This is a genomic window from Nocardia coubleae NBRC 108252 (assembly GCF_001612805.1).
Classification (GTDB): domain Bacteria; phylum Actinomycetota; class Actinomycetes; order Mycobacteriales; family Mycobacteriaceae; genus Nocardia; species Nocardia coubleae.
This window is the reverse complement of sequence record NZ_BDBD01000002.1, coordinates 110,325-131,774: the sequence shown is the minus strand read 5'-3', so window position 1 is coordinate 131,774 and position 21,450 is coordinate 110,325. Positions and strand designations below refer to the sequence as shown.

16 protein-coding genes are annotated in these 21,450 nt (G+C 67.4%); 9 read left to right on the top strand and 7 right to left on the bottom strand.

What is annotated here, in order from left to right:
* Window positions 1-163 precede the first annotated feature (163 nt).
* Together NCO8_RS01505 and hisG are read left to right on the top strand one after the other, a co-directional pair.
* Complete coding sequence (locus NCO8_RS01505) at window positions 164-445, top strand: phosphoribosyl-ATP diphosphatase (RefSeq protein WP_174550281.1); 282 nt, start codon at window positions 164-166, stop codon at window positions 443-445.
* A 56-nt stretch (window positions 446-501) separates the two neighbouring features.
* Entirely contained in the window at window positions 502-1,353 is an 852-nt protein-coding gene (gene hisG / locus NCO8_RS01500) for an ATP phosphoribosyltransferase (RefSeq protein WP_067492068.1), read from the top strand.
* A gap of 378 nt (window positions 1,354-1,731) precedes the next feature.
* Here the strand turns inward: hisG and NCO8_RS01495 are convergent, their stop codons facing one another.
* Genes NCO8_RS01495 through NCO8_RS01485 form a run of 3 tightly spaced genes read right to left on the bottom strand, consistent with a single transcriptional unit; the run spans window position 1,732 to window position 9,515 of the window.
* On the bottom strand, window positions 1,732-8,484 hold the full coding sequence (locus NCO8_RS01495) for a putative T7SS-secreted protein (protein WP_067635750.1): 6,753 nt from the start codon (window positions 8,482-8,484) through the stop codon (window positions 1,732-1,734).
* A 3-nt stretch (window positions 8,485-8,487) separates the two neighbouring features.
* Complete coding sequence (locus tag NCO8_RS01490; protein ID WP_312032634.1) at window positions 8,488-9,081, bottom strand: hypothetical protein; 594 nt, start codon at window positions 9,079-9,081, stop codon at window positions 8,488-8,490.
* A 23-nt stretch (window positions 9,082-9,104) separates the two neighbouring features.
* On the bottom strand, window positions 9,105-9,515 hold the full coding sequence (locus NCO8_RS01485; protein ID WP_067635746.1) for a hypothetical protein: 411 nt from the start codon (window positions 9,513-9,515) through the stop codon (window positions 9,105-9,107).
* Window positions 9,516-9,771: 256 nt separating this feature from the next.
* Here NCO8_RS01485 and NCO8_RS32710 point away from each other — a divergent pair, with 256 nt between their 5' ends.
* Entirely contained in the window at window positions 9,772-9,906 is a 135-nt protein-coding gene (locus NCO8_RS32710) for a hypothetical protein (protein WP_281201856.1), read from the top strand.
* Entirely contained in the window at window positions 9,906-11,033 is a 1,128-nt protein-coding gene (locus NCO8_RS01480; RefSeq protein WP_067635744.1) for a YeiH family protein, read from the top strand. The genes NCO8_RS32710 and NCO8_RS01480 overlap by 1 nt, the downstream gene beginning before the upstream one ends.
* A 105-nt stretch (window positions 11,034-11,138) precedes the next feature.
* Here NCO8_RS01480 and NCO8_RS01475 read toward each other — a convergent pair whose 3' ends face one another.
* On the bottom strand, window positions 11,139-11,987 hold the full coding sequence (locus NCO8_RS01475) for a helix-turn-helix domain-containing protein (RefSeq protein ID WP_167353232.1): 849 nt from the start codon (window positions 11,985-11,987) through the stop codon (window positions 11,139-11,141).
* Window positions 11,988-12,081: 94 nt separating this feature from the next.
* Here NCO8_RS01475 and NCO8_RS01470 point away from each other — a divergent pair, with 94 nt between their 5' ends.
* A complete protein-coding gene (locus NCO8_RS01470) occupies window positions 12,082-13,302 on the top strand; it encodes a cytochrome P450 (protein WP_067635742.1) in 1,221 nt (406 codons plus the stop codon).
* Between the two features lie 269 nt (window positions 13,303-13,571).
* Here the strand turns inward: NCO8_RS01470 and NCO8_RS01465 are convergent, their stop codons facing one another.
* Window positions 13,572-14,483, bottom strand: a complete 912-nt coding sequence (locus NCO8_RS01465) for a RecB family exonuclease (RefSeq protein ID WP_084456347.1) — start codon at window positions 14,481-14,483, stop codon at window positions 13,572-13,574.
* 74 nt (window positions 14,484-14,557) lie between these two features.
* Here NCO8_RS01465 and NCO8_RS01460 point away from each other — a divergent pair, with 74 nt between their 5' ends.
* The gene (locus NCO8_RS01460) at window positions 14,558-15,697 is read left to right on the top strand and encodes a DUF7373 family lipoprotein (RefSeq protein WP_067635740.1); all 1,140 of its coding nucleotides are present in this window, start codon (window positions 14,558-14,560) and stop codon (window positions 15,695-15,697) included.
* Between the two features lie 70 nt (window positions 15,698-15,767).
* Entirely contained in the window at window positions 15,768-16,601 is an 834-nt protein-coding gene (locus NCO8_RS01455; RefSeq protein WP_067635738.1) for a tRNA (adenine-N1)-methyltransferase, read from the top strand.
* A 126-nt stretch (window positions 16,602-16,727) separates the two neighbouring features.
* Here the strand turns inward: NCO8_RS01455 and NCO8_RS01450 are convergent, their stop codons facing one another.
* Window positions 16,728-18,008, bottom strand: a complete 1,281-nt coding sequence (locus tag NCO8_RS01450) for an acyltransferase family protein (RefSeq protein ID WP_067635736.1) — start codon at window positions 18,006-18,008, stop codon at window positions 16,728-16,730.
* A 145-nt stretch (window positions 18,009-18,153) separates the two neighbouring features.
* Between NCO8_RS01450 and NCO8_RS01445 the strand changes: the two genes are divergently transcribed.
* Window positions 18,154-18,663 carry a DUF4442 domain-containing protein gene (locus tag NCO8_RS01445; protein WP_167353231.1) on the top strand — a complete coding sequence of 170 codons (510 nt, stop codon included), beginning with the start codon at window positions 18,154-18,156 and terminating at the stop codon, window positions 18,661-18,663.
* Window positions 18,664-18,727: 64 nt separating this feature from the next.
* Here the strand turns inward: NCO8_RS01445 and NCO8_RS01440 are convergent, their stop codons facing one another.
* Window positions 18,728-19,249 (bottom strand): WKL family lipoprotein, encoded by a 522-nt coding sequence (locus NCO8_RS01440; RefSeq protein ID WP_067635734.1) that lies wholly within the window; start codon window positions 19,247-19,249, stop codon window positions 18,728-18,730.
* A 201-nt stretch (window positions 19,250-19,450) separates the two neighbouring features.
* Between NCO8_RS01440 and arc the strand changes: the two genes are divergently transcribed.
* Window positions 19,451-21,211: a proteasome ATPase gene (gene arc, locus NCO8_RS01435; protein WP_067492080.1), complete on the top strand. Its 1,761-nt coding sequence runs from the start codon at window positions 19,451-19,453 to the stop codon at window positions 21,209-21,211.
* Window positions 21,212-21,450 lie beyond the last annotated feature (239 nt).

Genomic DNA, 21,450 nt, shown 5'->3' with positions numbered 1-21,450 from the left:
GTGCGGTCATGGCGGACTTGAGTGGTGCCGTGTGGCTGGGTGTGCGGTAGGTGGCGGACTCAAGTGGTCCCGTTTCGTTGGGGTGCGGTAGGTGGCGGGCTCGAGTGCTGCCACTCGGGGGCGGTGACGGAATCAGTGCGCTCGGTAGGGGCGGGGGCGGGGTGTGAAACAATCGCTTCTCGTGAAGAACTTCGAGTCCCTGTTCGCCGAGCTGACCGAGCGTGCCAAAACCCGTCCCGAGGGGTCGGGCACCGTGGCCGCGCTGGACGCGGGCGTGCATTTCCAGGGGAAGAAGGTGCTCGAGGAGGCCGGTGAGATCTGGCTGGCCGCCGAGCACGAGAGCGACGAAGCCCTCGCCGAGGAGATCTCCCAGTTGCTGTACTGGGTGCAGGTGATGATGGTTGGTCGCGGGCTGACGCTCGAGGACGTGTACCGACATCTGTGACGGCTGATCCGTCCGATTCGACACTCCTCCCGTCATCCCCGAAAGGACCACCTTCCATGTTGCGCGTCGCAGTTCCCAACAAGGGCTCGCTGTCGGAATCCGCCGTCTCCATCCTCAGCGAGGCCGGCTACCGCAAACGCACCGACTCCCGTGACCTCACCGTCCTCGACCTCGCCAACCAGGTCGAATTCTTCTTCCTCCGGCCCAAGGACATCGCCATCTACGTCGGCTCCGGCGAGCTCGACCTCGGCATCACCGGCCGCGACCTGGCCCTGGACTCCGGATCCCCGGTCACCGAACGCCTGTCCCTCGGCTTCGGTCGCTCCACCTTCCGCTACGCCGCCCCCGCCGGGGAGGACTGGAAGGTCGAAGACCTCGCCGGCAAGCGCATCGCCACCTCCTACCCGAACCTGGTGCGCGCCGACCTGGCCCGCTTCGGGATCGAGGCCGAGGTGATCCGCCTCGACGGCGCCGTCGAGATCTCCATCCAGCTCGGCGTGGCCGACGCCATCGCCGACGTGGTCGGTTCCGGACGCACCCTGCGTCAGCACAACCTGGTCGCCTTCGGCGAGTCCCTGTGCGACTCGGAGGGCGTGCTCATCGAGCGCACGGGTGCCGACCGCGACGACCGCGCCCGCAACCAGCTCATCAACCGCATCCAGGGCGTGGTGTTCGCCCAGCAGTACCTGATGCTCGACTACGACTGCCCCAAGTCGCTGCTCGACCAAGCCGCCGCCATCACCCCCGGCCTGGAATCACCGACCGTCTCGCCCATGCGCGATCCCGACTGGGTCGCCGTCCGCGCGTTGGTCCCCCGTAAGCAGGGCAACGAGCTGATGGACCGTCTCGCCGAACTGGGTGCCAAGGCGATCCTCGCCACCGACATCCGCTCCTGCCGGGCGTTCTGAGTCGCTCGTTGGCGGCCCTCATCTGTCCGCACAGGTGAGGGCCGGATCTTCCTGCTGTCCTGACTCTCCGACCTACTCGGGCTTTCCGGTTCCGTAAGTCGGTCGTCTTGTTTCGGGATGTCGCGGTGTGACATCCCGAGTCACGTGTGGCGAGGTGCGTTGCCGGTACACCGTGCAACCGGTGGCGCACTGAACCACAAGAACGCCTACGTCGGCCAAATCGGTCACGGTGAGCGGTTCTCCGCACTTGAAGCAGGTCGCGGTGATCTCCTCATTTCGACTGTGCTGCTTCAAGGCGAGCAGGACAGAGGGCATTTCGGGATGTTTGTTGCGGATGAACTCGGGGACCTCATATCGGTCAGCATCGCTGGACATCGATCAGTACCTGCCTGTCTCTCGCATCTGCGCTATCTCCCGCTTCATCTCTTCTACCTCTTCATCGGTGATCGCCCACTTGTCCCGGTTCGCGATGATCATCTCTCGCGCTTCGATTTCATTGTCGACGATGGAGCCCCCACCGTCTGCCCCGGCAGACACCTCACCCGCGGCGTTCTGGCGGGTGTGTATCCATTCCTCGCGCAAAATCCTGACGTCGGTCGCGTGTTCCGGCCGGATCATGATGAGATCGCCGAGCGTAACCGCGTGCATGTCTTCCGGTGCGATTCCCTGCATCCTCGCGCAGAAGTTGAGATATTCGTCCGCTTCCTGGTCGGAACGCACCTCGATCCCGTCGCGTGCGATGTCCGCGAGAACGTCCTGGAGAGCCTGTTGCCGGTCGGCTGCCACGGTGGAGTCGGAGGCAGTCGTGTCGGGTTCGGTGGTGTCGGGGCGATTGTCCGGTTCGGCTTTACCCGCTGGTCCGGTGTTTTGGGACGTGTTGGGATCGGCGAGATCTTCCGGGCTGGCAGGGGGTCGACCTGCCTCCACGGTCGGCTGAGTCGGAGTCGGATTGCCTGGTGGTGCAACGGTATGGGGATCACGGAGAGTTCCCTCGTCGGGCTCATCATCATCGTCCTTGCACTTTGTCGGGATAAGGCCGAGGGGGTCGCGCCAGGTGAGGGGGTTGTGGGGGTAGGTGTGGGGGTTGGGGGCGGGGTTGAGGCCCAGGGGGTCTCGGGTGAGGTAGCGGGCGGTGTGGGGGTCGTAGACGCGGTGGAGGTTGTAGTGGAGGTCGGATTCGGGGTCGTGGAATTGGCCGGGGAAGCGGAGGGGGGTGCTGGTGGTGCCGTGCCAAGTGGTGTGGCCCCAGAGGGAGGTGGTCGCGGTGGCGGTGGGGCGGCCGGTGGTGGGGTCGACGAGTTCGGTGGGGGTTCCGGTGAGGTCGGTGATGACGGCGCAGCACTCGGGTGAGGTCGGGTGGTCGATGGTTTGGGTGAGCGGGACTGGGGTGCCCGGACGGTATTCCCAGCGGGTTGTTGTTGTGCCCGTGTAGCTTTCGATCAGCCGGGTGTCGTCCCAGGTGAAGTCGGTGCGGGCGAGGACGGTGCCGTCGACGGCGAGGTGTTGTTTGGTGGTGCGGCGACCGAGGGCGTCGTAGGTGTAGCGCCACCACTGCAAGTCGGGGGTGTAGACGTCGGTGAGCTGGTCGAAGCTGTTGTAGCGGTAGTGCCAGGTTCGTTCGCCGGAGGTTTTGCGGATCAAGCGGCCCGCACGGTCGTAGTCGTAGGAGCTGTGTCCGTCGTGGATCAGCAGGTTGCCGCGGTACTCGCGGGGGCCGGTGGTGATGTTGCCGAGCGGGTCGTAGCTGTAGTGCTCGGTCAGGTGGTCGTTGTGGGCGACCGCGGTGACCCGGCCGCCCGCGTCGAGCGTGTAGTCGCGGTACAGGGCAGCAGACTGCGATCGGGTCGTGCGCTGGGCGGTGACGTATCCGTCTGTGCGGTAACGAAATTCGTCACGGCGGACACTCTGTGGGGCGGGTCGCGTCGACCCACCGAGGTCGAGGGAGACCAGGCGGGCGGGGAATGCCGTCACCTCCTGGCCGACGAGACGGCCGAGCTCCGTGACCTCACGGGTGACGGCCAGCTCGCCGAGGCGCCAGCCGATGAGATGCCCGGCCACGTTGTACTCGAGGGTGATGTCGTGCGCGCCGATTCCGATGCGGTCGACGCGCCCGGCCAGGTCGTGATGCCAGGTGGTTTCCGCCCCGGTGGGGCTGGTGCGGGCGACGCGGCGGCCGTGCTGGTCGTAGGTGAAACGCAGCGGCGGCCGGGCATCGACCTGCTCGGATTCGAGCAGACCGGCCGGGCTGTACGTGTATTCGATGGTGTGGCACGGTGTCTCACCGTTGCCCGTGGCTGCGGTGAGGATGCGACCCGCCGCGTCGTAGGTACGGCGGATCCAGTCGCCGTCGTCGGTGACGATCTCGGTGCGCCTGCCGAGGATGTCGTAGCGGTGGCGCCGGGTGATCCCGGTGGCGGCGGTGACAGTGGCGAGACGACCGGCCGCGTCCCACGTGTACGTGGTAGTCGTTGCGGTATAATCAGTTTCGGCGATGAGCCGACCCGCGCTGTCGTATTCGTAGGTCCAGGACTGGCCGAGGGGATTGTGGACGGCGATCAGGCGACGTTCGGTGTCCCACTCGTACCGCGTGACCGACCCGTCGGCATCGGTGCGTGAAGCCAGCAGATCGAACGCGCCGTAGGTATAGGCGGTGACACCACCGGCGGGATCGGTGTGGGCGACGATATTGCCTTCGCCGTCGTAGTCCCACGATTCACGGCAACCGTCGGGATCGGTTCTGCTGAGCAGGTTTCCGGCCGGTGACCATTCGTAGCGGGTGACCGCTCCGGCCGGATCGACCGTGCGCACCACGCGTCCCGCGGCATCGCGTTCGATGCGGGTCGTCGCGCCGAAGGCGTCGACCAGGGCTACCGGCAACCCGGCGGCATCGACCCGCACCGTCGTGCGCACCCCGTCGACCACCACGTCGGCCGGTGCACCCGAGGGATGATAGGTGAACTCGGTGCGGGAACCGGTGGGGTCGGTCGCGGCGAGCAGGTCACCGTTGTCGGACCATTCACGGCGATGGACCGCACCGTCGGCCGTGGTGATCGTGGACGGCCTGTCACGCCAGGCGTAGTCGTATTCGAGCGAAACACCGTCCGGGCGAATGATTTCCACCGGATCACCCGCGCCGTTGTAGCGGTAGGTGGTGGTGGTCGCCGGGTCGGGACCGGTGACGGTCAGGGGCTTGCGGTCGGCGTTGTAGTCGGTGTGGAAGTGGGCGCCATCCGGGGTGACGAGATCACGCAGTTGCAGCTCACGGTCGAAACCGTGTGACGTGACTGCGCCGAGGGAATCGGTGACCGCGGTCAATCGGCCGGTGCCACCGGGGAAGTCGATGTACTCGTAATCGCAGTTCAGCATGCCTGCCGTGCCGCGCTGATGGACGACCCGACCGGACTCATCGAAGGTGTTGACCATCTGATTGCCGTTGGAATCGGTCCACGACGTCATCCGGTGGTTCGCGTCGTAGGTGTAGTGCGTCGTCGCGCCGACCGCGTTGGTGACGGCCGTCAATTCTCCTGATGTATAACCGAATTCGCGAATGGATTCGTGGTAATCCTCGGCGACCAGCGTGAGTCCGGTGACCCGTCCGCCCACCGTGTCGACCCGAACCCGGTACCCACCGGAGTGCGACACCTCGACCGGAACGCCCTCGGTGTCGTAATGGAACCGCACCCGGTTGTGATGCCGGTCGGTGATCGCCGAGACGGCATAGTTTCCGAGCTCGGCATCGAGACCGTCGAGCCCCGGCTCCGGCGCGAAATGCCAGATCAGCTCGCGCTGACGGTCCCACACCCGGTAGCCGCCGGTGTCGGTCCGGGTCAGCGACCAGGCGCGACCACCGGTGAGCGGGTGCACCGGCTCGTCCACCGCGGCATGCGGGAAGGCGAGCATGATGCCGTCCTCGCCCACGAAAGTGACACCGCCGTCGGAGACGATGACCCGCGCGTCCAACGTTCCCGACCACGACGGCCCGAACCAGCGGCCGAAACGAAAATTCGAATGATGCGAACGGCGCAGCACGAGCGGCAGGACACCCGGCAGCTCCAGATCGATTTCGGGCAGCAGGAATTCGCCGGTGCTGATATCGACCGGGTCTTTGGAGCAAGTCTTCTGCTCCGGCGTTCGATCGTGCTCCGCGCCGGAGGTGCGCGCATGGTCGTGGGCATCGCGGTCGGCGTCGGCACGGTCTGTGGGGGTGGGGTTGTCCGCGTCGCGGTCGGTGTGGTTGTCGGGGTCGCGATCTGGGGTGCGGTCGGTGTTGTCGGGGTCGCGTTCCTTCGCGCGATCGGTGTCGGGGTCTCGGTCGGGAGTGCGGTCGGTGGGAGAGTTCGGATCGCGGTCGGTTGGGGAGTTGTTTTCACGGTCTGGTGTGCGGTCCGCGGGCGCATCGGGTTCGCGGCGGTTCGTGGTGTTGTCGGAGTCGCGATCGGTGGAGCGCTCGGTGTGGGGGTCGCGCTCGGGGGTGTGGTCGGTAGGCGATTCGTTGTCGCGTTCTGGGATGCGGTCTGTCGGCGCATCGGGGTCAGGAGTGCGCGGCGCGTGTGTGTCAGGGTTGGGGTTGGAGACCCGCTGAGGTGTTTCGGCGGCGGGGCTTCTGTCGTGGTCCTGACGTGGGGTGGGGTCTGCGTCGGTGCGCGGCGTTGCGTGGTGCGGTGTGGCCCGGGTGGGGGAGTCGGTGCGCGGGTCGGTTGTCCGGGGTGAGTGCTCGCCGGAGCGGGCCACGTCGAGTGGGCGACCGAGTGATTCGGGTGCCGCACCCGCGCGCGATGTTTCCGGGGTGGAACGCGATTCGGGCGTCGAGTCACGGTGCGGCCGAGGCGATGTCGGGTCAAGGCGAGCCGGTGATTGCGGGGTGTGTGATCCCGCCGCCGGGGAGGTTCCGGGCTGGGTGCGAGGCGTCGCGCCATCGGGAGTCGATCGGGGTGCTGTGCCGCTGTCGGGGTGGGCGGTGGGGGCCGGTTGCCACATCGCGGACGGTGTCGCGGGATTCGGCGTGGACGGGGTGTCGCCGGTGGTAAGGGTCGGTCGCGTGTCCGGGCTCGTCGAGGACGGTGACGTGTCGCTGGTCGGCCGGGTCTCGGGCGACGAATCGCCGTTGTTGCCCGTATCCGTGCGCGTGGTGGGCAAATCCGGACCGCCGTCCGCGCGGGTGTGCGGGGAATCGAAAGGACTCGACTGTCCCGGCGTCGAGTCACCTCGCTGCTGCGGTACATCGTTTGCCTGCTGATTCGGCGACGAGTCGCTGCGCTGGGGCGGGTCGTCGGTCCGATGGGTCGGCGCCGGGTCTGTTCGTTGCGTAGGCGCGTCGGCGGGATCGGTGCGCTGGGTCGGTGCGTCGTTCTGGTGCGTCGATGCCGGGTCTGTGCGTTGTGTGGGTGTGTCGGTGTGGTTGGTCGACGCGGGCTCGGTGCGTTGCGTGGGTGTGTCGTTCTGGTGCGTCGGCGCGGGGTCTGTGCGTTGTGTGGGTGTGTCGGTGTGGTTGGTCGACGCGGGCTCGGTGCGCTGTGTGGGTGTGTCGTCTGTGCGCCGTATCGGTGACTCGCCCGGGTCCGTGCGCTGGGGTGTGTGCGGGTCGGTCGTACCTGCCGCTTCCGGACGTGGTTCGGTGCGGGTCGGTGGCGGGTCGGGATCGGTGCTGCGTTCCGGGGCGGGCGCGGGCTCTTGGCGTGTGGGCTCCGGCTCACGGGTGGGTGTGGGCTCGGCCGAAGTCGGCTTCGGGTCGTTGTCGGGTTCGGTCCGCGTGGCGGGTTCGGTCTGACGTGGCTCGGTACGCTCGGGAGTCGTGTTCCCGGCGCCGCCGGTGTCCTCGGTCCGCGGCGCCGGTGCGTCGCGCTGCGGCGCCGCCTCCATCGGGCGAGCATCGCCCGGCAGCTGAGTATCCGTGGAATTCGGCAGGCCTGCGCTCCGCCGCGGATCCTGCTGCCCCTGCGGGTCGGTCTGCCGCGCCGGATTCGGGTCCGTCTGGCGCGCCGGATTCGGGTCGGGCGAACCGGTGTCCCGGCCGGACACCCGCCTGGCCGCGTCGGCGGCCCGCTTGGCCGCCGAAACCGCCACCTTCGCACCGCCACCACCACCGGTCGCGGCGGTGAGGATGAGGTCGGGGGCGAGCGAACCGGCGAATTCGAACGGGTTGGCCCTTGCCTCCTTCAGGATGGCGTCGACCGCCGCACCCGGATCGGCGGCGGCGACAACGAGTCCCGTCCCCAGATCGGACAACCCTTTGGCGTATTCGGCGGGATGGGTGATGTTGTAGATATCGGTTGGATTCACCTGGCGGACGAATTGCACCATTCCGGTGACGGCGGTGAGGAATCCGGCGGTGAAATTGAGGGCGGCGTGGTCGAACACCCCTTTGAGGTCGGAGATATTGGCGATCCACCGCTCACTGAACGGCGGTTCCTTCGGCGCCCGCTCGGTAGCTGTCTCGATCGCGCCGACCGCGATCGATGCGCCGTTGTCACGCTGCACCCGTGCGCCGCGCAGGATCTCGCGCGCCTCGTTACGAATGGCCGTCCAGGTGTCGATGAGCGGATTGGCCTGCTGCTGCTCGCCGGTGAGGCCATTCCACCAGGTCTTCTGGCGACGTTCTTCGGCATCGGCGGCTTTCCAGCGATCGATGGCGGTCTGGGCCTTGTCCTGGGCGGCTTTCACCTCGTTCTGCCAGGCTTTCAGCGCCTCGGCCGCGGCTGCCATCGCGTCGGCGCCGTCGAACCACAGTTTCGGCTGTTTGTCGTAGACGGCATTGAACGCGTCGGCGCCCTTGCCGGTCCATTCGGCGGCGTCGATCTTCTGCAGCGCCTGACCGGTCGATTCGATCGCCTCGGCCATCTTCGTCAATGTCTCGGCGGCGGAACCGATTTCGGACGGCTCACCAAGGATCAGCTCTTTGGGGTCCTCGGTCTGCCCGAGCTCTTCCTCTTCGACGTCGCCGCCGGTTGCGGAGGCGATGTTGTCGCCGAGGTCGTCGAGCGCATTGCCGATCTTCTCCAGCCCGACATGTTTGGCGGCGTCACCGACCACGTCCAGGCCGTCGTCGATGATCTGGCCGGCACCCTCGACGACATTCTCGACACCGTCTTCGATCGCGCTGCCGACTTTGTCGAAGATTTCGCCGATCCCCACGGGTTACTGGCCCCCCTGCTCCTTCTTCATGATCTCCGCGGCTCGCTCGGCCGCACCGGTGTTCCAGCCGGGAGTTTCACCGGTGATCAGGCTGCCGGTCACCGGACTGATGTTTGCGTACGCCTGCGGCCCGACCGCCTCGATCACCTTCATATTCGTCTGAATATGCTGATTGGCGTCCTGAAACGACTTCGCGCTGTAATCGGCGTTGCGAATGTGGTTGACCGGATTGTCGGCGAATGTCTCACTCCAGGAACGTTTGGTGATCTCCTCGCCCGACAGATGTGGATTGCCCGCCATATGCGTCCACATCGTCTTCAATGTGTCCTCGGACTTGGTTTCCATTTCGTCGTAGCGGCCCGCCGCCAAACCGAGCGTGCGGGCGATCGAGTTGCCTGCTTGTACCAGGGCGCGCACGCCCCACGACCATCGCTCGGTGAACTCTTCGAAGGTCTTCTGCACGGTGTGTTTGCCTGCCTCGAGCGTCGACATCGTGAGCAGCGCGAATCCTCGGCCCATATTGCCGGTTTCGCCGATCCCCATCGCCGACAGCTCGCCGATGGTGCCTTCGATGCCCGTCGCGGCCTGCTGCAGCACCGCCGGGTCGACTTTCACCGTGGTCATCGCATGCCCTGCCCGTCTGTCGCGTGTTCGGTGAGATCAGGTGGAAACGCCATCGGCGCGGATCCGAGGATGTCGATCGCGATTCCGGCGGGTTCGTCGCGCGTGTCCAGGTAGTCGCGCAGGCGTCGCCCGAAAATCCAGTGGTAGCGGTAGTCCTGGTCGAGGGCGGTGGCGTCGTCGAGGCGATCGCGCGCGGCGATGAACCGGGCGTATTCCTCGACGCTGGTGAACGTGCACAACCAGTCGACACCACCGAACGGAAGGAAGAAGACCCGGTTCTCGGCGGTGAGCGGAACCAGCAGGGCCGCCTGCCGAAACGCGGCGTGCAACTCTTCCGGCTGCCCGAATCCCGCGTAGAAGGCAGCTATTTCGGCGTGTAGACGTTCCCGGCCGTCGCCATCGGTCATCCGACGCAACCTCCCCCGTGCCCCGTCCTTCACTCTCGAACGGCAGTGTACGCGAATGGCGGCCGTCGTAGGGAGTCCCGTAATCCAGGGGTTTGTCGGATAATTCGCACGATTCCGTGTGCGACGGGGGTGAATGCCGAGGTCGTGAGCCCGGCGGTCGATCGGTCGAGATCGGTTCAGGGTGAGTGTAATCGGTGTGTGCGGGCGGGTGGCGCGGTTAGTTTCCGGTTCTCGATGAGGAACGCAAGGAGTCACAGTGTTGCAAGCAGAGACCGAGCCGAGGCCGGGTAGTGCTTTCAGGTGGAACGAGGATTGGGCGGCGACCGTTGTCGGTCTCGTGCTGATCGGTCTGGTGCTGGTGGGGGCTGTTCCCGATTGGCTGGTGCCGTGATGGCCGAGGTGAGGACGACATCCGAAACTGCGGCGGTGCAAGGCAATACGCGAACGACGGGTGTCGATATCGCCGCCGGGGTACTCCTTGTACTCGTGCTCGGCGCGCTGACGCGATTCTTCGATACGCAGGTGCCGCAGTGGGCGGCCGACACGCCGTTGAAGCGGGTCGCGAAGACCATCGAGTACCCGGTGTACGCGATTGCGATCGGCCTGATCGGCAACCTGGTGCTCGGCAAACTCGGTCTGCGGGAACGGCTTTCGGCCGGATTCCGGACAGAATTCTTCATCAAGACGGGCGTGGTGTTGCTCGGTGCCTCCGTCAATCTGAAGATTCTGGTGACGGCGGCGGCACCCGCGATCGTGCAGGCACTGGCCTTGATCACCATTGTTTTCGGATTCACCTGGTGGTTCGGTGGGGTGCTCGGCCTCGACGACAAACTGCGCGCCCTGCTGTCGTCCGCGGTGTCGATCTGCGGGGTGAGCGCGGCCATCGCGGCGGCCGGAGCGGTGCAGGCGCGGCGTGAACAGATCGCGTACGCGGCCTCGCTGGTGATCATCTTCGCGCTGCCGTCGATCTTCCTGCTGCCCTGGCTCGCCGACCTTCTCGGGCTTTCGGATGCGGTCGCGGGTGCGTGGATCGGTGGCAATATCGACACTACAGCCGCGGTGGCCGCCGCCGGTGCGCTCGCGGGTGAGGAATCGTTGCAGATCGCGACGATCGTCAAGACGACGCAGAACGCGCTGATCGGACTCGTCGCGATCGCGCTCACCGCGTGGTTCGCGTTCCGGGTCGACCGCACGCCGGGTGCCGCGCGCCCGAGCCTCGGTGAATTCTGGGCCAGGTTCCCGAAATTCGTGCTCGGGTTCGTCGCGGCGTCGATCATCGGCACCCTGTACCTGCAATCGGTCGACAAGAAGACCGGTGCCGCGCACATCGCGATCGTCAACGACCTGCGGACCTGGTTCCTGATCCTGGCCTTCGTGTCCATCGGCCTGGAATTCTCGCTGCGCGGATTGCGCGAGGCGGGGTGGCGGCCGATCGCCGTCTTCGGTTCGGCGGTGCTGGTGAACCTCGCTGCCGGACTCGGCCTTTCGGTGCTGTTGTTCCGTGACTTCGCGGCGTGACGTGGTCGAAAGCAGGCTCGCGGCGGGTACCGGATGAGGGCTGCACCCACCGGCAGCGCCGAGCCCGTCCGCAGCTGAGTAGGCGCGCCCAGGTGCTCTGAGCGGTCAGGTCGCGGCGCCGAGCTTCTGGGCGCAGGCGAGGAGTTCTGTGCGGTACAGCTCGCGGTCGCCAAGGGAGACGGCCGGATGCAGGGGCCCGATCTGCAGCTCCCAGCGCGGAACCTCGTCGCGGTCGAACACCGGTGCCGCGAGGTAGGCGATGGGTAACGGTGCCGCGGCGGCGAGGTCGGCGGCGGTGTGGGGGTAGCCGCTGAGGTCGCCGAGCAGGCCGAGGACACGACGGCGTAGTGGTCCGGAAGCCGGTGAATGTGCCAGGTGGCCCGCTACTTCGGCGAGGACATCGAGGGTGGCGAGGTCGGCGGGGTCGATGCCCCAGACCACCAGGCCGGCGGAGCGGATCTCGGCCAGCGCGGTGGTCAGTTCGTCGCGTCGGCCGGGGTCGGCGGTGGCCAGCCACGCGTGCTGCCGTTGCGGCGGGCAGAACGCGATGACACTCGCGCCCGCGGGAGCGCGCAGCGGCACGCGGGCACCGACCTCGATCCCGGCGGGCACCCGGCCGTGATGGGCTGCCAGGCCGACGAACGTCATCGAGGTCGACGAGACCACCGACAGCGCGGCACCGCACCCCACCCGGCGGGCCAGCTCGCGCAACGCGGCGTCCGCGCCCGCGGGTGCGGCTGCCCGGTGTGCGGTGGGGAACGTGGGCCCGAGCCGGTAGGTCAGGTCACGAGAACGCTGCGCCCAGCCACGCGACTCCAATGTGGTGAGGATGGCGGCGACCGTCGAGCGGCTCAGTGCGAGCCGGTCGGCGACGCTCGCGGCGGTGAGCGGCGCCTCGGCGGCGAGCAGTTCGACGACGGAGACGACCCGATCGGTCGGTGGTGACGTGCTCACGCATTCCCTCTTGTTCTTCCCGACGCGGTCGTCTACCGTCCGCGTGCCGAAAATCCGATTCGACGACACGAATATTCGTGTCCGGAGGAATGTTATGCCGAACTCGTCGCTCCTGGACCACCTCGACATCACCGACATCGACTTCGCCTTCCAGGACACGCCCGACCTGCACCGTGTGCTGGCCGACCTGCGCGCCCGCAGGCCGTACGCGATCGTCCCCTTCGCGGGGACGCGTGCGGTGCTGCTGCTCACCCATGACCTGGTGTCGGCGGCCTTCAAGGACGAGGAGACCTTCCCGGCCCAGGCGGTGTACTCGCTCACCACCGAGCCGGTGCTCGGCCGCACCTTGCAGTGCATGACCGGCGACGAACACCGCGTGAACCGGGCCATCGTCGCCCCACCGTTCCGCCGCAGCCTGGTGAGCGGCTGGATCGAACCGCTCCTCGCGCCGGTCGCCCACGAGGTGATCGACCGCTTCGCTCATCTCGGCGCCGCCGACCTGGTGGCCGAATTCACCACGCGCTACCCGGTTCTCGTGATCAGCAGATTGCTCGGTCTGCCCGTCGGCGACGAGGCGACGGTGTTGCGCTGGGCGCACGACCTGTTCTACTTCCCACTGGATCCCGCTGCCGCACACCAGGCTTCGCGCGAGTTCGCCGACCATGTGCTGCCGATCATCGCCGCACGGCGCGAGGAGCCCGGTGAGGACCTGATCTCGAAGCTGGTCACCGAGAGCGTCGAGGGAACCACCCTGTCCGACGATCAGATACTCGCGTTCCTGCGGCTGTTGTTCCCGGCGGGCGCCGACACCACCATGCTGGCTCTGGGAAATACGTTGTCCGCCTTGCTGACTCACCCGGACCAGCTCGCCCTGGTGACGGCCGACCCGGAGGAACAGGCCGAGTGGGCGATCTGGGAGGGGTTGCGCTGGGAACCACCTGTCGGGCTGCTGCCACGAGCTTGCCCGAGGGACACCCACTGGCAAGGTCTCGACATTCCCGCGTTGACCCCGATGTTGTTCGCCGTCAACGCGGCTCACCGCGACCCGGCGAAATACCCGGCGCCACACGAGTTCGACATCACCCGCCGCGCCACCACCATGCTCTCCTTCGGGCAGGGCCCACACAGTTGCCTCGGCAGCTGGCTGGCGCTGGCCGAACTCCGCACCGCCCTCACCGCTCTGCTCACCCGCCTCCTCGATCTGCGGCTGGCCGATGCGGCGGCGGCCGTGGACGCCACCGTGACCAGCCAGGTGGGCACCGCGCTCCGCGGCCCCACCGCCCTGCGCGTCCGCTGGAACCGAGCGGCTTCCTGACGGGCAACATCTTGGCGCGTAGGCTGAACTGGTGCTTTGTCCGGACGACGACGGATCGGGGCGAACAATGTCGAACAAGAACGAACACGAAGAGAAGATCGAAAAGGAACAGGTCGAGCGCGAGGAAGAACGCCGCAGACTGGAAGAAGAAGAGGAACGCCGCCTGCGCTGAATTCGGCCGAACCGTAACCTGAGCCAACCAACTGTGCCGTCGGGCCAGAGACGAAAGTGGGCTCGAGGATCTTCGGTGGCGCGATCGTCGGGCAGGCTCAGACGTCTTCGGGGGTGCGGACCAGGGGAAGGCCGAGGTCGATGTCGGTGGTGGTGGCGTCTCGGGTGGGCCAGCCTGGGTAGGGGGGTGGGGTGCCGCCGAATTCCGGGCACAGGGCGTGGAAGTCGCAGTAGCGGCACATCGAATTGCGTTGGGGTGGGAAGTCGCCCGTGCGGCCCGCGTCGAGGATGGCTTGCCACAGGGCGGTGAGGATGCGGGCGAAGCGGTCGAGTTCTTCGCGGTCGGGGGTGTAGGTGAGCAGCACCTTGTCGGCTAGGTAGATCAGGCGCAGCTGTGCGGGGAGGATGCCGCGGGTGCGCAGGATGACCAGGGCGTAGAACTTGAGCTGGAACAGGGCGCGGGCCTCGTGCTGGGGACCGGGCGCGCGGCCGGTCTTGTAGTCGACCACGCGCAGCAGACCGTTGGGCGCCACGTCTATGCGGTCGACGAACCCACGCAACGGGATCTCACCGTCGAGGTCGACCTCGACTCGCTCCTCCAGACCGTCCGGGTCGAAACGGGTGGGGTCCTCGAGCTCGTAGTATCCGGCGACCAGGCGGCGCACCTCCTCGAACAGCGCCTCCGGACCACCAGCCGCCACCAGCTCGTCGAGCCCCTCCCGACCCGCCCGCACCCGCTCCCACGCGCCGGGAACCAGCTCGGCCGCCCGGTCAGGCCCACGCTCGGCCGCGGGTAACCCGAACAGGTCCTCGAGCACCGCGTGCACCACCGTGCCGCGTACGGCCGCGCGCGTGGGTGGTTCCGGCACCCGATCGATCGCCCGCAACCGGTACTTCAACGGGCACTGCTTGAAATCGGCTGCGCGCGAAGGGGACAACGCCGGACGTGACCGGGTGACCGGTTCGGCGGAGGTCTCGTCGGCGATCGACGCGGACAGGGGCACTGACATGTTCGCCACGGTAACGGCACCTACCGACAGGTTCACGATTCGTCCATCGGGGCGGTGTCTGTCAAGATCGCCGAATGCGAACGATCCGGGTGGGGGCGGCCGTGGCCGCGATGATCATGCTCAGTGCGTGTCAGGAAGAACTGCCACCCGTGGCCACCGCCGCACCGGCGTCGACCAGTGCACCGGTGACCAGCACCACCACCGGGCAGGATCTGCGCACAGGCAAGCTCGCCGAGGGCGCCCGGATGGCCGACGCCTTGACTCCCGGCTCCGAGATCGACCCGGTGTTCGTGCGCAGCGGCCAGCTCGGCATCCTCACCGACGCCATGCTCACCATCATGACCGGGCACAACACCGCCGTGAGCGCGGCGGCGACCGCCAACGGACTGATCACCGGCTTCGTCGCGTCGCGTTTCACCGAGGCGGCGGCGATCGCCGACACCGAGTGGCTCACCCACGGCGTGATGCGTTTCCCCGACGCCGCGTCGGCGACGGCGGCGGCCGACGACCTCGCCACCGCGGCGACCACCCAGCGCGGCATGCTGCAAACGGACGACTGGGTGGTCACCGACTTGCCTACCGCGCCGGACAGCCGGGTGGTCACCATGGAGAATCGGAACCGGCTCGAAGCCATGGCTTTCACCCCCCATCGCGAGTACGTGGTGTTCACCAAGGTGCGCAAGGGCGGCTTGGCCGAGGTCGAGAAGATCGTCCGCACGGCACTGGAACATCAACTACCCCAGCTGGATTCGTTCAAGGCGACCCGGGTCGCCGATCTGGCGGCCGTGCCCTACGACGCGACGGGCATCCACGACGTCGCCGTCGGCGAAGGAGGCGCGAGCAGAGGCGCGTTCGGCAGGCTGGGCGCGGCGCACTACGCCGATGACCAGCAGGCTGCGCGCGCCGCACTCGACAAGGCCGGGGTGAGCGAGGTCGGCGTCGAGGGAGCCATCGTCTACCGCACCGTCGACGCCGCCGGTGCCGCAAGCCTGCTCGCCGACCAGACCGCGGAGTACGGGTCGGACCCCGGGTGGAAGGCGGCGCCCGCCGCGCCGGATGCACCAGGGTCGGCGTGTTGGGCAGAGACGGACGACCGCAGCTGGCTGTGTCTGGTGACGGCCGGTCGCTATGCCGCCCAGGTGCCCGCGAAGTCGCAAGCCGAAGCACACACCCTCACCGCCGAACAGCACCGCGTGCTCACTGCCGCGAAATAGCTGACCCGTCGGTCGCGCGCGACGTCGCACCTGGCAGGCTTGAGACTTCCATTCGAAGAACGGGAGATACATGACGGCCAGACGGACCGGTCCATTCGCGATCGGGGACCGGGTGCAGCTGACCGATGCCAAGGGGCGCCTCTACACGGTGGTGCTCGAGGAGGGCAAGGAGTTCCACACCCACCGCGGCGGCATCAAGCACGACGACCTCATCGGCGCCGACGAGGGCTCCGTGGTGAAGTCGATCAACGGCACCCCGTACCTGGCCCTGCGCCCGCTGCTCACCGACTACGTGCTGTCGATGCCGCGCGGCGCCACCGTCATCTACCCGAAGGACGCCGCCCAGATCGTGCACGAGGGCGACGTGTTCCCCGGTGCGCGGGTGCTCGAGGCAGGCGCCGGTTCCGGTGCGCTCACCTGCTCGCTGCTGCGCGCGGTCGGCTCCGAGGGGCAGGTGATCTCCTATGAGATCCGCGACGACCACGCCGAGCACGCCGTGCGCAATGTGGAGACGTTCTTCGGTGAGCGCCCGCCGAACTGGTCGCTGACCGTCGCCGACGTGGCGAACTACGACGGCGAGCAGGTCGACCGGGTGGTGCTCGACATGCTCGCGCCCTGGGACGCGCTGCCCGCGGTGTCGAAGGCGCTGGTGCCCGGTGGCGTACTCATCGTCTATGTCGCCACCGTCACCCAGCTGTCCAAGGTCGTCGAGGCGATGCGTGAGCAGGAGTGCTGGACCGAGCCGCGCTCCTGGGAGTCGATGGTTCGCGGGTGGCATGTGGTGGGGCTCGCGGTGCGTCCCGAACACCGGATGCAGGGGCACACCGCGTTCCTGGTGAGCGCGCGCCGCCTCGCCGAAGGCACGGTGACGCCGAAGCCGCAGCGTCGTCCGTCGAAGGGCTGAGTTCGATCACCGGTCTGCCCCCGCATCGGGTGCTGCGGCGAGCCGATGAACAGATCGGCACGGCATCGCGGGTCGGCGCGCCGAGCGGGGGCACACCGCCGTTGCCGCCCCGGAGCCGTGGGCCGTTCATGCCCTGGTGAGCAGCCGCGCACCGAAGAGTGCCGTGGCGGCGACCGCGAACCAGGGCAGACCCTCCGGGGTGAGGCCTCCGCGAGTCGCCTGCAGGATGGCGAGGCCGGCCGCGCCGACGGTGAGTACGACCGCGGCGGAGTGCCCGCCGCGCACCGGCGCGACCGGACCGTCCCACCAGCGCAGCGGTGTGTTCTCGAGCCCACGCAGCGCGACGGACAGCACTGTGGTGAGGGCGGCTGTCGCGGTGAGCTGACCCACGGTGAGCAGCCAGAACCCGGTCTCCAATGGGCCGCCGCGGTCGAATCCCAGCAGGTGGCTGAGCACCAGCACGGTGAGCAGGGCGGGCATGTGCCACAGGTACAGCGTCATCGCCCCGGTATTGCCGATCACCGTCAGCCACCACACGCGCGGTCGCGCCGCCACCCGCCGCAGCCACGGTGCCACGGCGATCGCCGCGCAGCACAGCACCACCGCGTGCCCCGCGAGCAGCAGCGACGGCGGCGCCAGGTTCGACAACCGCTGCCCGGGAACCGTCACCATGCTGGTGTCGTACGGCCCGGCGACCACCAGCGCCACGTCGACGAGCAGGACCACACCGGCCGCCGACGCGGCGACCCGACGCGGCAGCAGGCCGCGCAGGTAGCCGATCCCCAGCACCGCCGGGATCAGCCACACGACGAGGTTCAGGAAGCCGGCTTCGGCAGGCCCACCGCCGAGCCGCACCGCGTCGACGATCGCGGTGGCCAGCACGATCGCCGCGATCGTCGCGAACATCCTGCCGGTGCCGGTCACCCAGGTGGCCAGCAGCGGTGTACAGGCCAGCACCGCCAGATACATGCCGAGAAACCACAGCAGCTGCACACTGGTGATCGCCAGCGGCCGCTGCCAGCCCGGCGCCAGTACCAGCCCCGCCACGAATACCAGCGCCGCCGAGGCCGCCAGGAAGTAGCCGACCGGCCGGATCAACCGCTGCGTGCGCCGGAAAAGCCAAGCGCCCCAGGATGTTCCGGGGGCAATACCGCGCGCACCCGCCGCGACGCCCGCGAAGAAGAACAGTGGGAGCACCTGCAGCAGCCAGGTCAGCGGCTGGAGGGCAGGCAGATCGGCGAGCACATTGCCGAAGCGGACGTCGTCGCCCGACGCCGACACCGTCAGCATCAGACAGTGACCGACCACCACGACCACCAGCGACGAGATCCGCAGCAGATCGAGGAACCGATCGCGATCGGCGGGCGTATTCGCCGCCACCACAGCCGCACTCGGCACAACACTCATGCCGCAACCATGGCAGAAACCGGCCCCCGACCACAGCGCGGAACTACCCACCCCATGCGTGGAATTACTCGGATACGATCCGGCGAACCGAATTCCGCGCGCCGGAGGCGGATCGCTGCCCGGCGGCACACGAGGGGGAGAATGCATGACCGATCAGTCCGAAAAGCCGGTGCGTGACCCGTCGGCCGGATACTTGTACCCGGGCACCTCGACCCGGTTCTACCGCGCCGCGTTCAACGTGTTCCCGCCGTACCTGTTCGGCGGCGTGCGCGTGAAAAGCATTGCCCCCGACTGGACTTCGGCGCACGTCACCTACACGGTCCGGTGGTGGAACCGCAACAGCCCCAACCGGGCGGCCTTCGGCGGCACGCTGTACTCGATGACCGACCCGTTCTTCGCGATCCTCGCCTACGGCCAGCTCGGGCGCGGGTACCGGATCTGGAACACCACCGGGTCGATCGAGTTCCTCACACCGGGCCGCGGCACGGTCGCCACCGACATCACCCTGTCGACCGAGGAGGTGGCGGCGATCAGGGAGACCACCGCCGACGGGGCGAAGTCGCTCACCCAGCACACCGCGCAGATCTTCGATCGGGACGGGACGCTCGTCGCGCGCGCCGGGCAGACGCTCTACGTGCGCCGCTTACGGGACTGAGCGGGCCGCAGCGGGCCTATCGGCCCGGGGCGATGCATCGGGGTCCCCGGGCCGGAACGGGACGTCAGGCGGGCGTGCAGGGCGCCTGCGCGAAGCCGAGGAGCAGGCAGCCGCTGGCGTCGGAGAGCTTCCAGGTGCCGTCGACGCGCTCCCAGGTCACCGGGAACGCGGGCGCGGTGCCGTGCGGCGAGGTGATGGTGACGTCGGCGGTGGCCTTGTCACCGCTGGTCGCGACATTGTCGACCGCGAAGGTCAGGGTGTAGCCGGCCAGCATGCCGTTCATCTGGTCGATGTTGGCCTTGCGCGCCTCACCATTGACGATCAGTTTCGCCTTCTCGTCGCTGGACAATCCCGGGTCGGCGAACTGGACGAGCGTGGCCTTCAGGGAATCGGCGGACGGTGCTCCCGCGTTGTCTCCGGTGGGTGCCGGAGTTGCCGAAACGCTGGACGGAGCGGCCGAGATGCTGGTACTGCTGCTGGTGGCGTTCGTCGAGGAATCGTCGGAACCGCAAGCGGTGAGGCCGACGGCGAGGACCGCGGCGGCGGCAGCGACGGTGACACGGATCGTGCGGGTAGGAAGGAGCATGTTCGGCAACAACCTTTCGGCTCGATGGGCGAGTAGCCCGCCCTGTGCCCCGTACGGGCTTAGGGGAGCCTAACAGGAGGTATTCGGTGGTTTGATGTCGTACCGACCGTACAAGATGTGATCACGACGAAACCATGTCGGAAAGCGAGAACGGACCGCGCCCGGTAGCGTTGATAGACCGGGACTGGGAGGAGCAGCATCATGAGCCCCAACGAGAATTCGGATTCGGCGGCCTGGCGAGAGCTCGAGGCGGTACGCGCCGAGGCGGCTGCTCTCCGCAGGCAACTCGCCGACTCGCCGGATCGCGCACGCGAATTGGAAGCACGAATCGATTCGTTGACCATCCGCAACGGCAAACTGATGGACACGCTCAAGGAAGCGCGCCAGCAGTTGATCGCCCTGCGTGAGGAAGTCGATCGCCTCGGTCAGCCGCCGAGCGGCTACGGCATCGTCATCCACACCTACGACGATCAAACGGTCGACGTGTTCACTTCCGGTCGCAAAATGCGCCTCACCTGCTCACCCAATATCGAGGCCGAGACCCTCGAGTACGGCCAGACGGTCCGCCTGAACGAGGCGCTCACCGTCGTCGAGGCGGGCAAGTTCGACGCGATCGGCGAAATCGGCACCCTGCGTGAGATTCTCGACGACGGCCGCCGCGCCCTCGTGGTGGGTCACGCCGACGAGGAGCGCGTGGTCTGGCTGTCGGGCCCGCTGTCGAAGATCGCCGAGTACGACGACATCGACGACCCCGATTCGCCCATTCGCAAACTGCGCCCGGGTGATTCGCTGCTGGTGGACACCAAGGCGGGCTTCGCCTTCGAGCGGGTGCCCAAGGCCGAGGTGGAAGACCTTGTGCTGGAAGAGGTTCCCGACGTCGACTACACCGACATCGGTGGTCTCGGCCGACAGATCGAGCAGATCCGCGACGCGGTGGAACTGCCGTTCCTGCACAAGGACCTGTTCCGCGAGTACGCGCTCCGCCCGCCCAAGGGCGTGCTGCTCTACGGTCCGCCCGGCTGCGGTAAGACGCTGATCGCCAAGGCCGTCGCCAACTCGCTGGCCAAGAAGATCGCCGAAGCCCGAGGTGAGGACGCCAAGGAGGCCAAGTCCTTCTTCCTCAACATCAAGGGCCCCGAGCTGCTCAACAAGTTCGTCGGTGAGACCGAGCGCCACATCCGCATCATCTTCCAGCGGGCGCGCGAGAAGGCCTCCGAGGGCACCCCGGTGATCGTGTTCTTCGACGAGATGGACTCGATCTTCCGGACCCGTGGTTCGGGTGTGTCCTCCGATGTGGAGACCACCGTTGTGCCGCAGCTGCTTTCGGAGATCGACGGTGTGGAGGGCCTCGAGAACGTCATCGTGATCGGTGCGTCCAACCGCGAGGACATGATCGACCCCGCGATCCTGCGGCCCGGCCGCCTGGACGTGAAGATCAAGATCGAGCGGCCCGACGCGGAATCGGCGCAGGACATCTTCTCCAAGTACCTCACCGAGACGCTGCCGCTGCACGAGGACGATCTGCGCGAGTTCGACGGCGACAAGCAGGCCTGCGTCGAGGCGATGATCGAGAAGGTCGTCGACCGGATGTACGCCGAGAGCGACGACAACCGGTTCCTGGAGGTCACCTACGCCAACGGTGACAAGGAGGTCCTGTACTTCAAGGACTTCAACTCCGGCGCGATGATCCAGAACATCGTCGACCGGGCCAAGAAGTACGCGATCAAGTCGGTGCTCGACACCGGCAACCCCGGTCTGCGTATCCAGCACCTGTTCGACTCGATCGTCGACGAGTTCGCCGAGAACGAGGACCTGCCCAACACCACCAACCCCGACGACTGGGCGCGGATCTCGGGCAAGAAGGGCGAGCGGATCGTCTACATCCGCACGCTCGTCACCGGCAAGAACGCCTCGGCCAGCCGGGCGATCGACACCGAGTCGAATACCGGTCAGTACCTGTGACCATCGGCTGACGTCAGGCCGTGTTCCCGCTGCGGGAGCACGGCCTCCTCAGTGTTTTGTTCGGATTTTTTTCACCGAAACGCTGCGCGCGGATAAGTGAATAGGGCACGCTTCACTTGTCTCTCCCAGTGAGGGAGACCAGTAACGAGGGAGTGTTGCCATGACCGGTTCGGCCGCCGATTTCCTGACCGAAGTGATCCTGCAGACGATCGCCAACCTGTTCAGCTCGATCAGCGCGG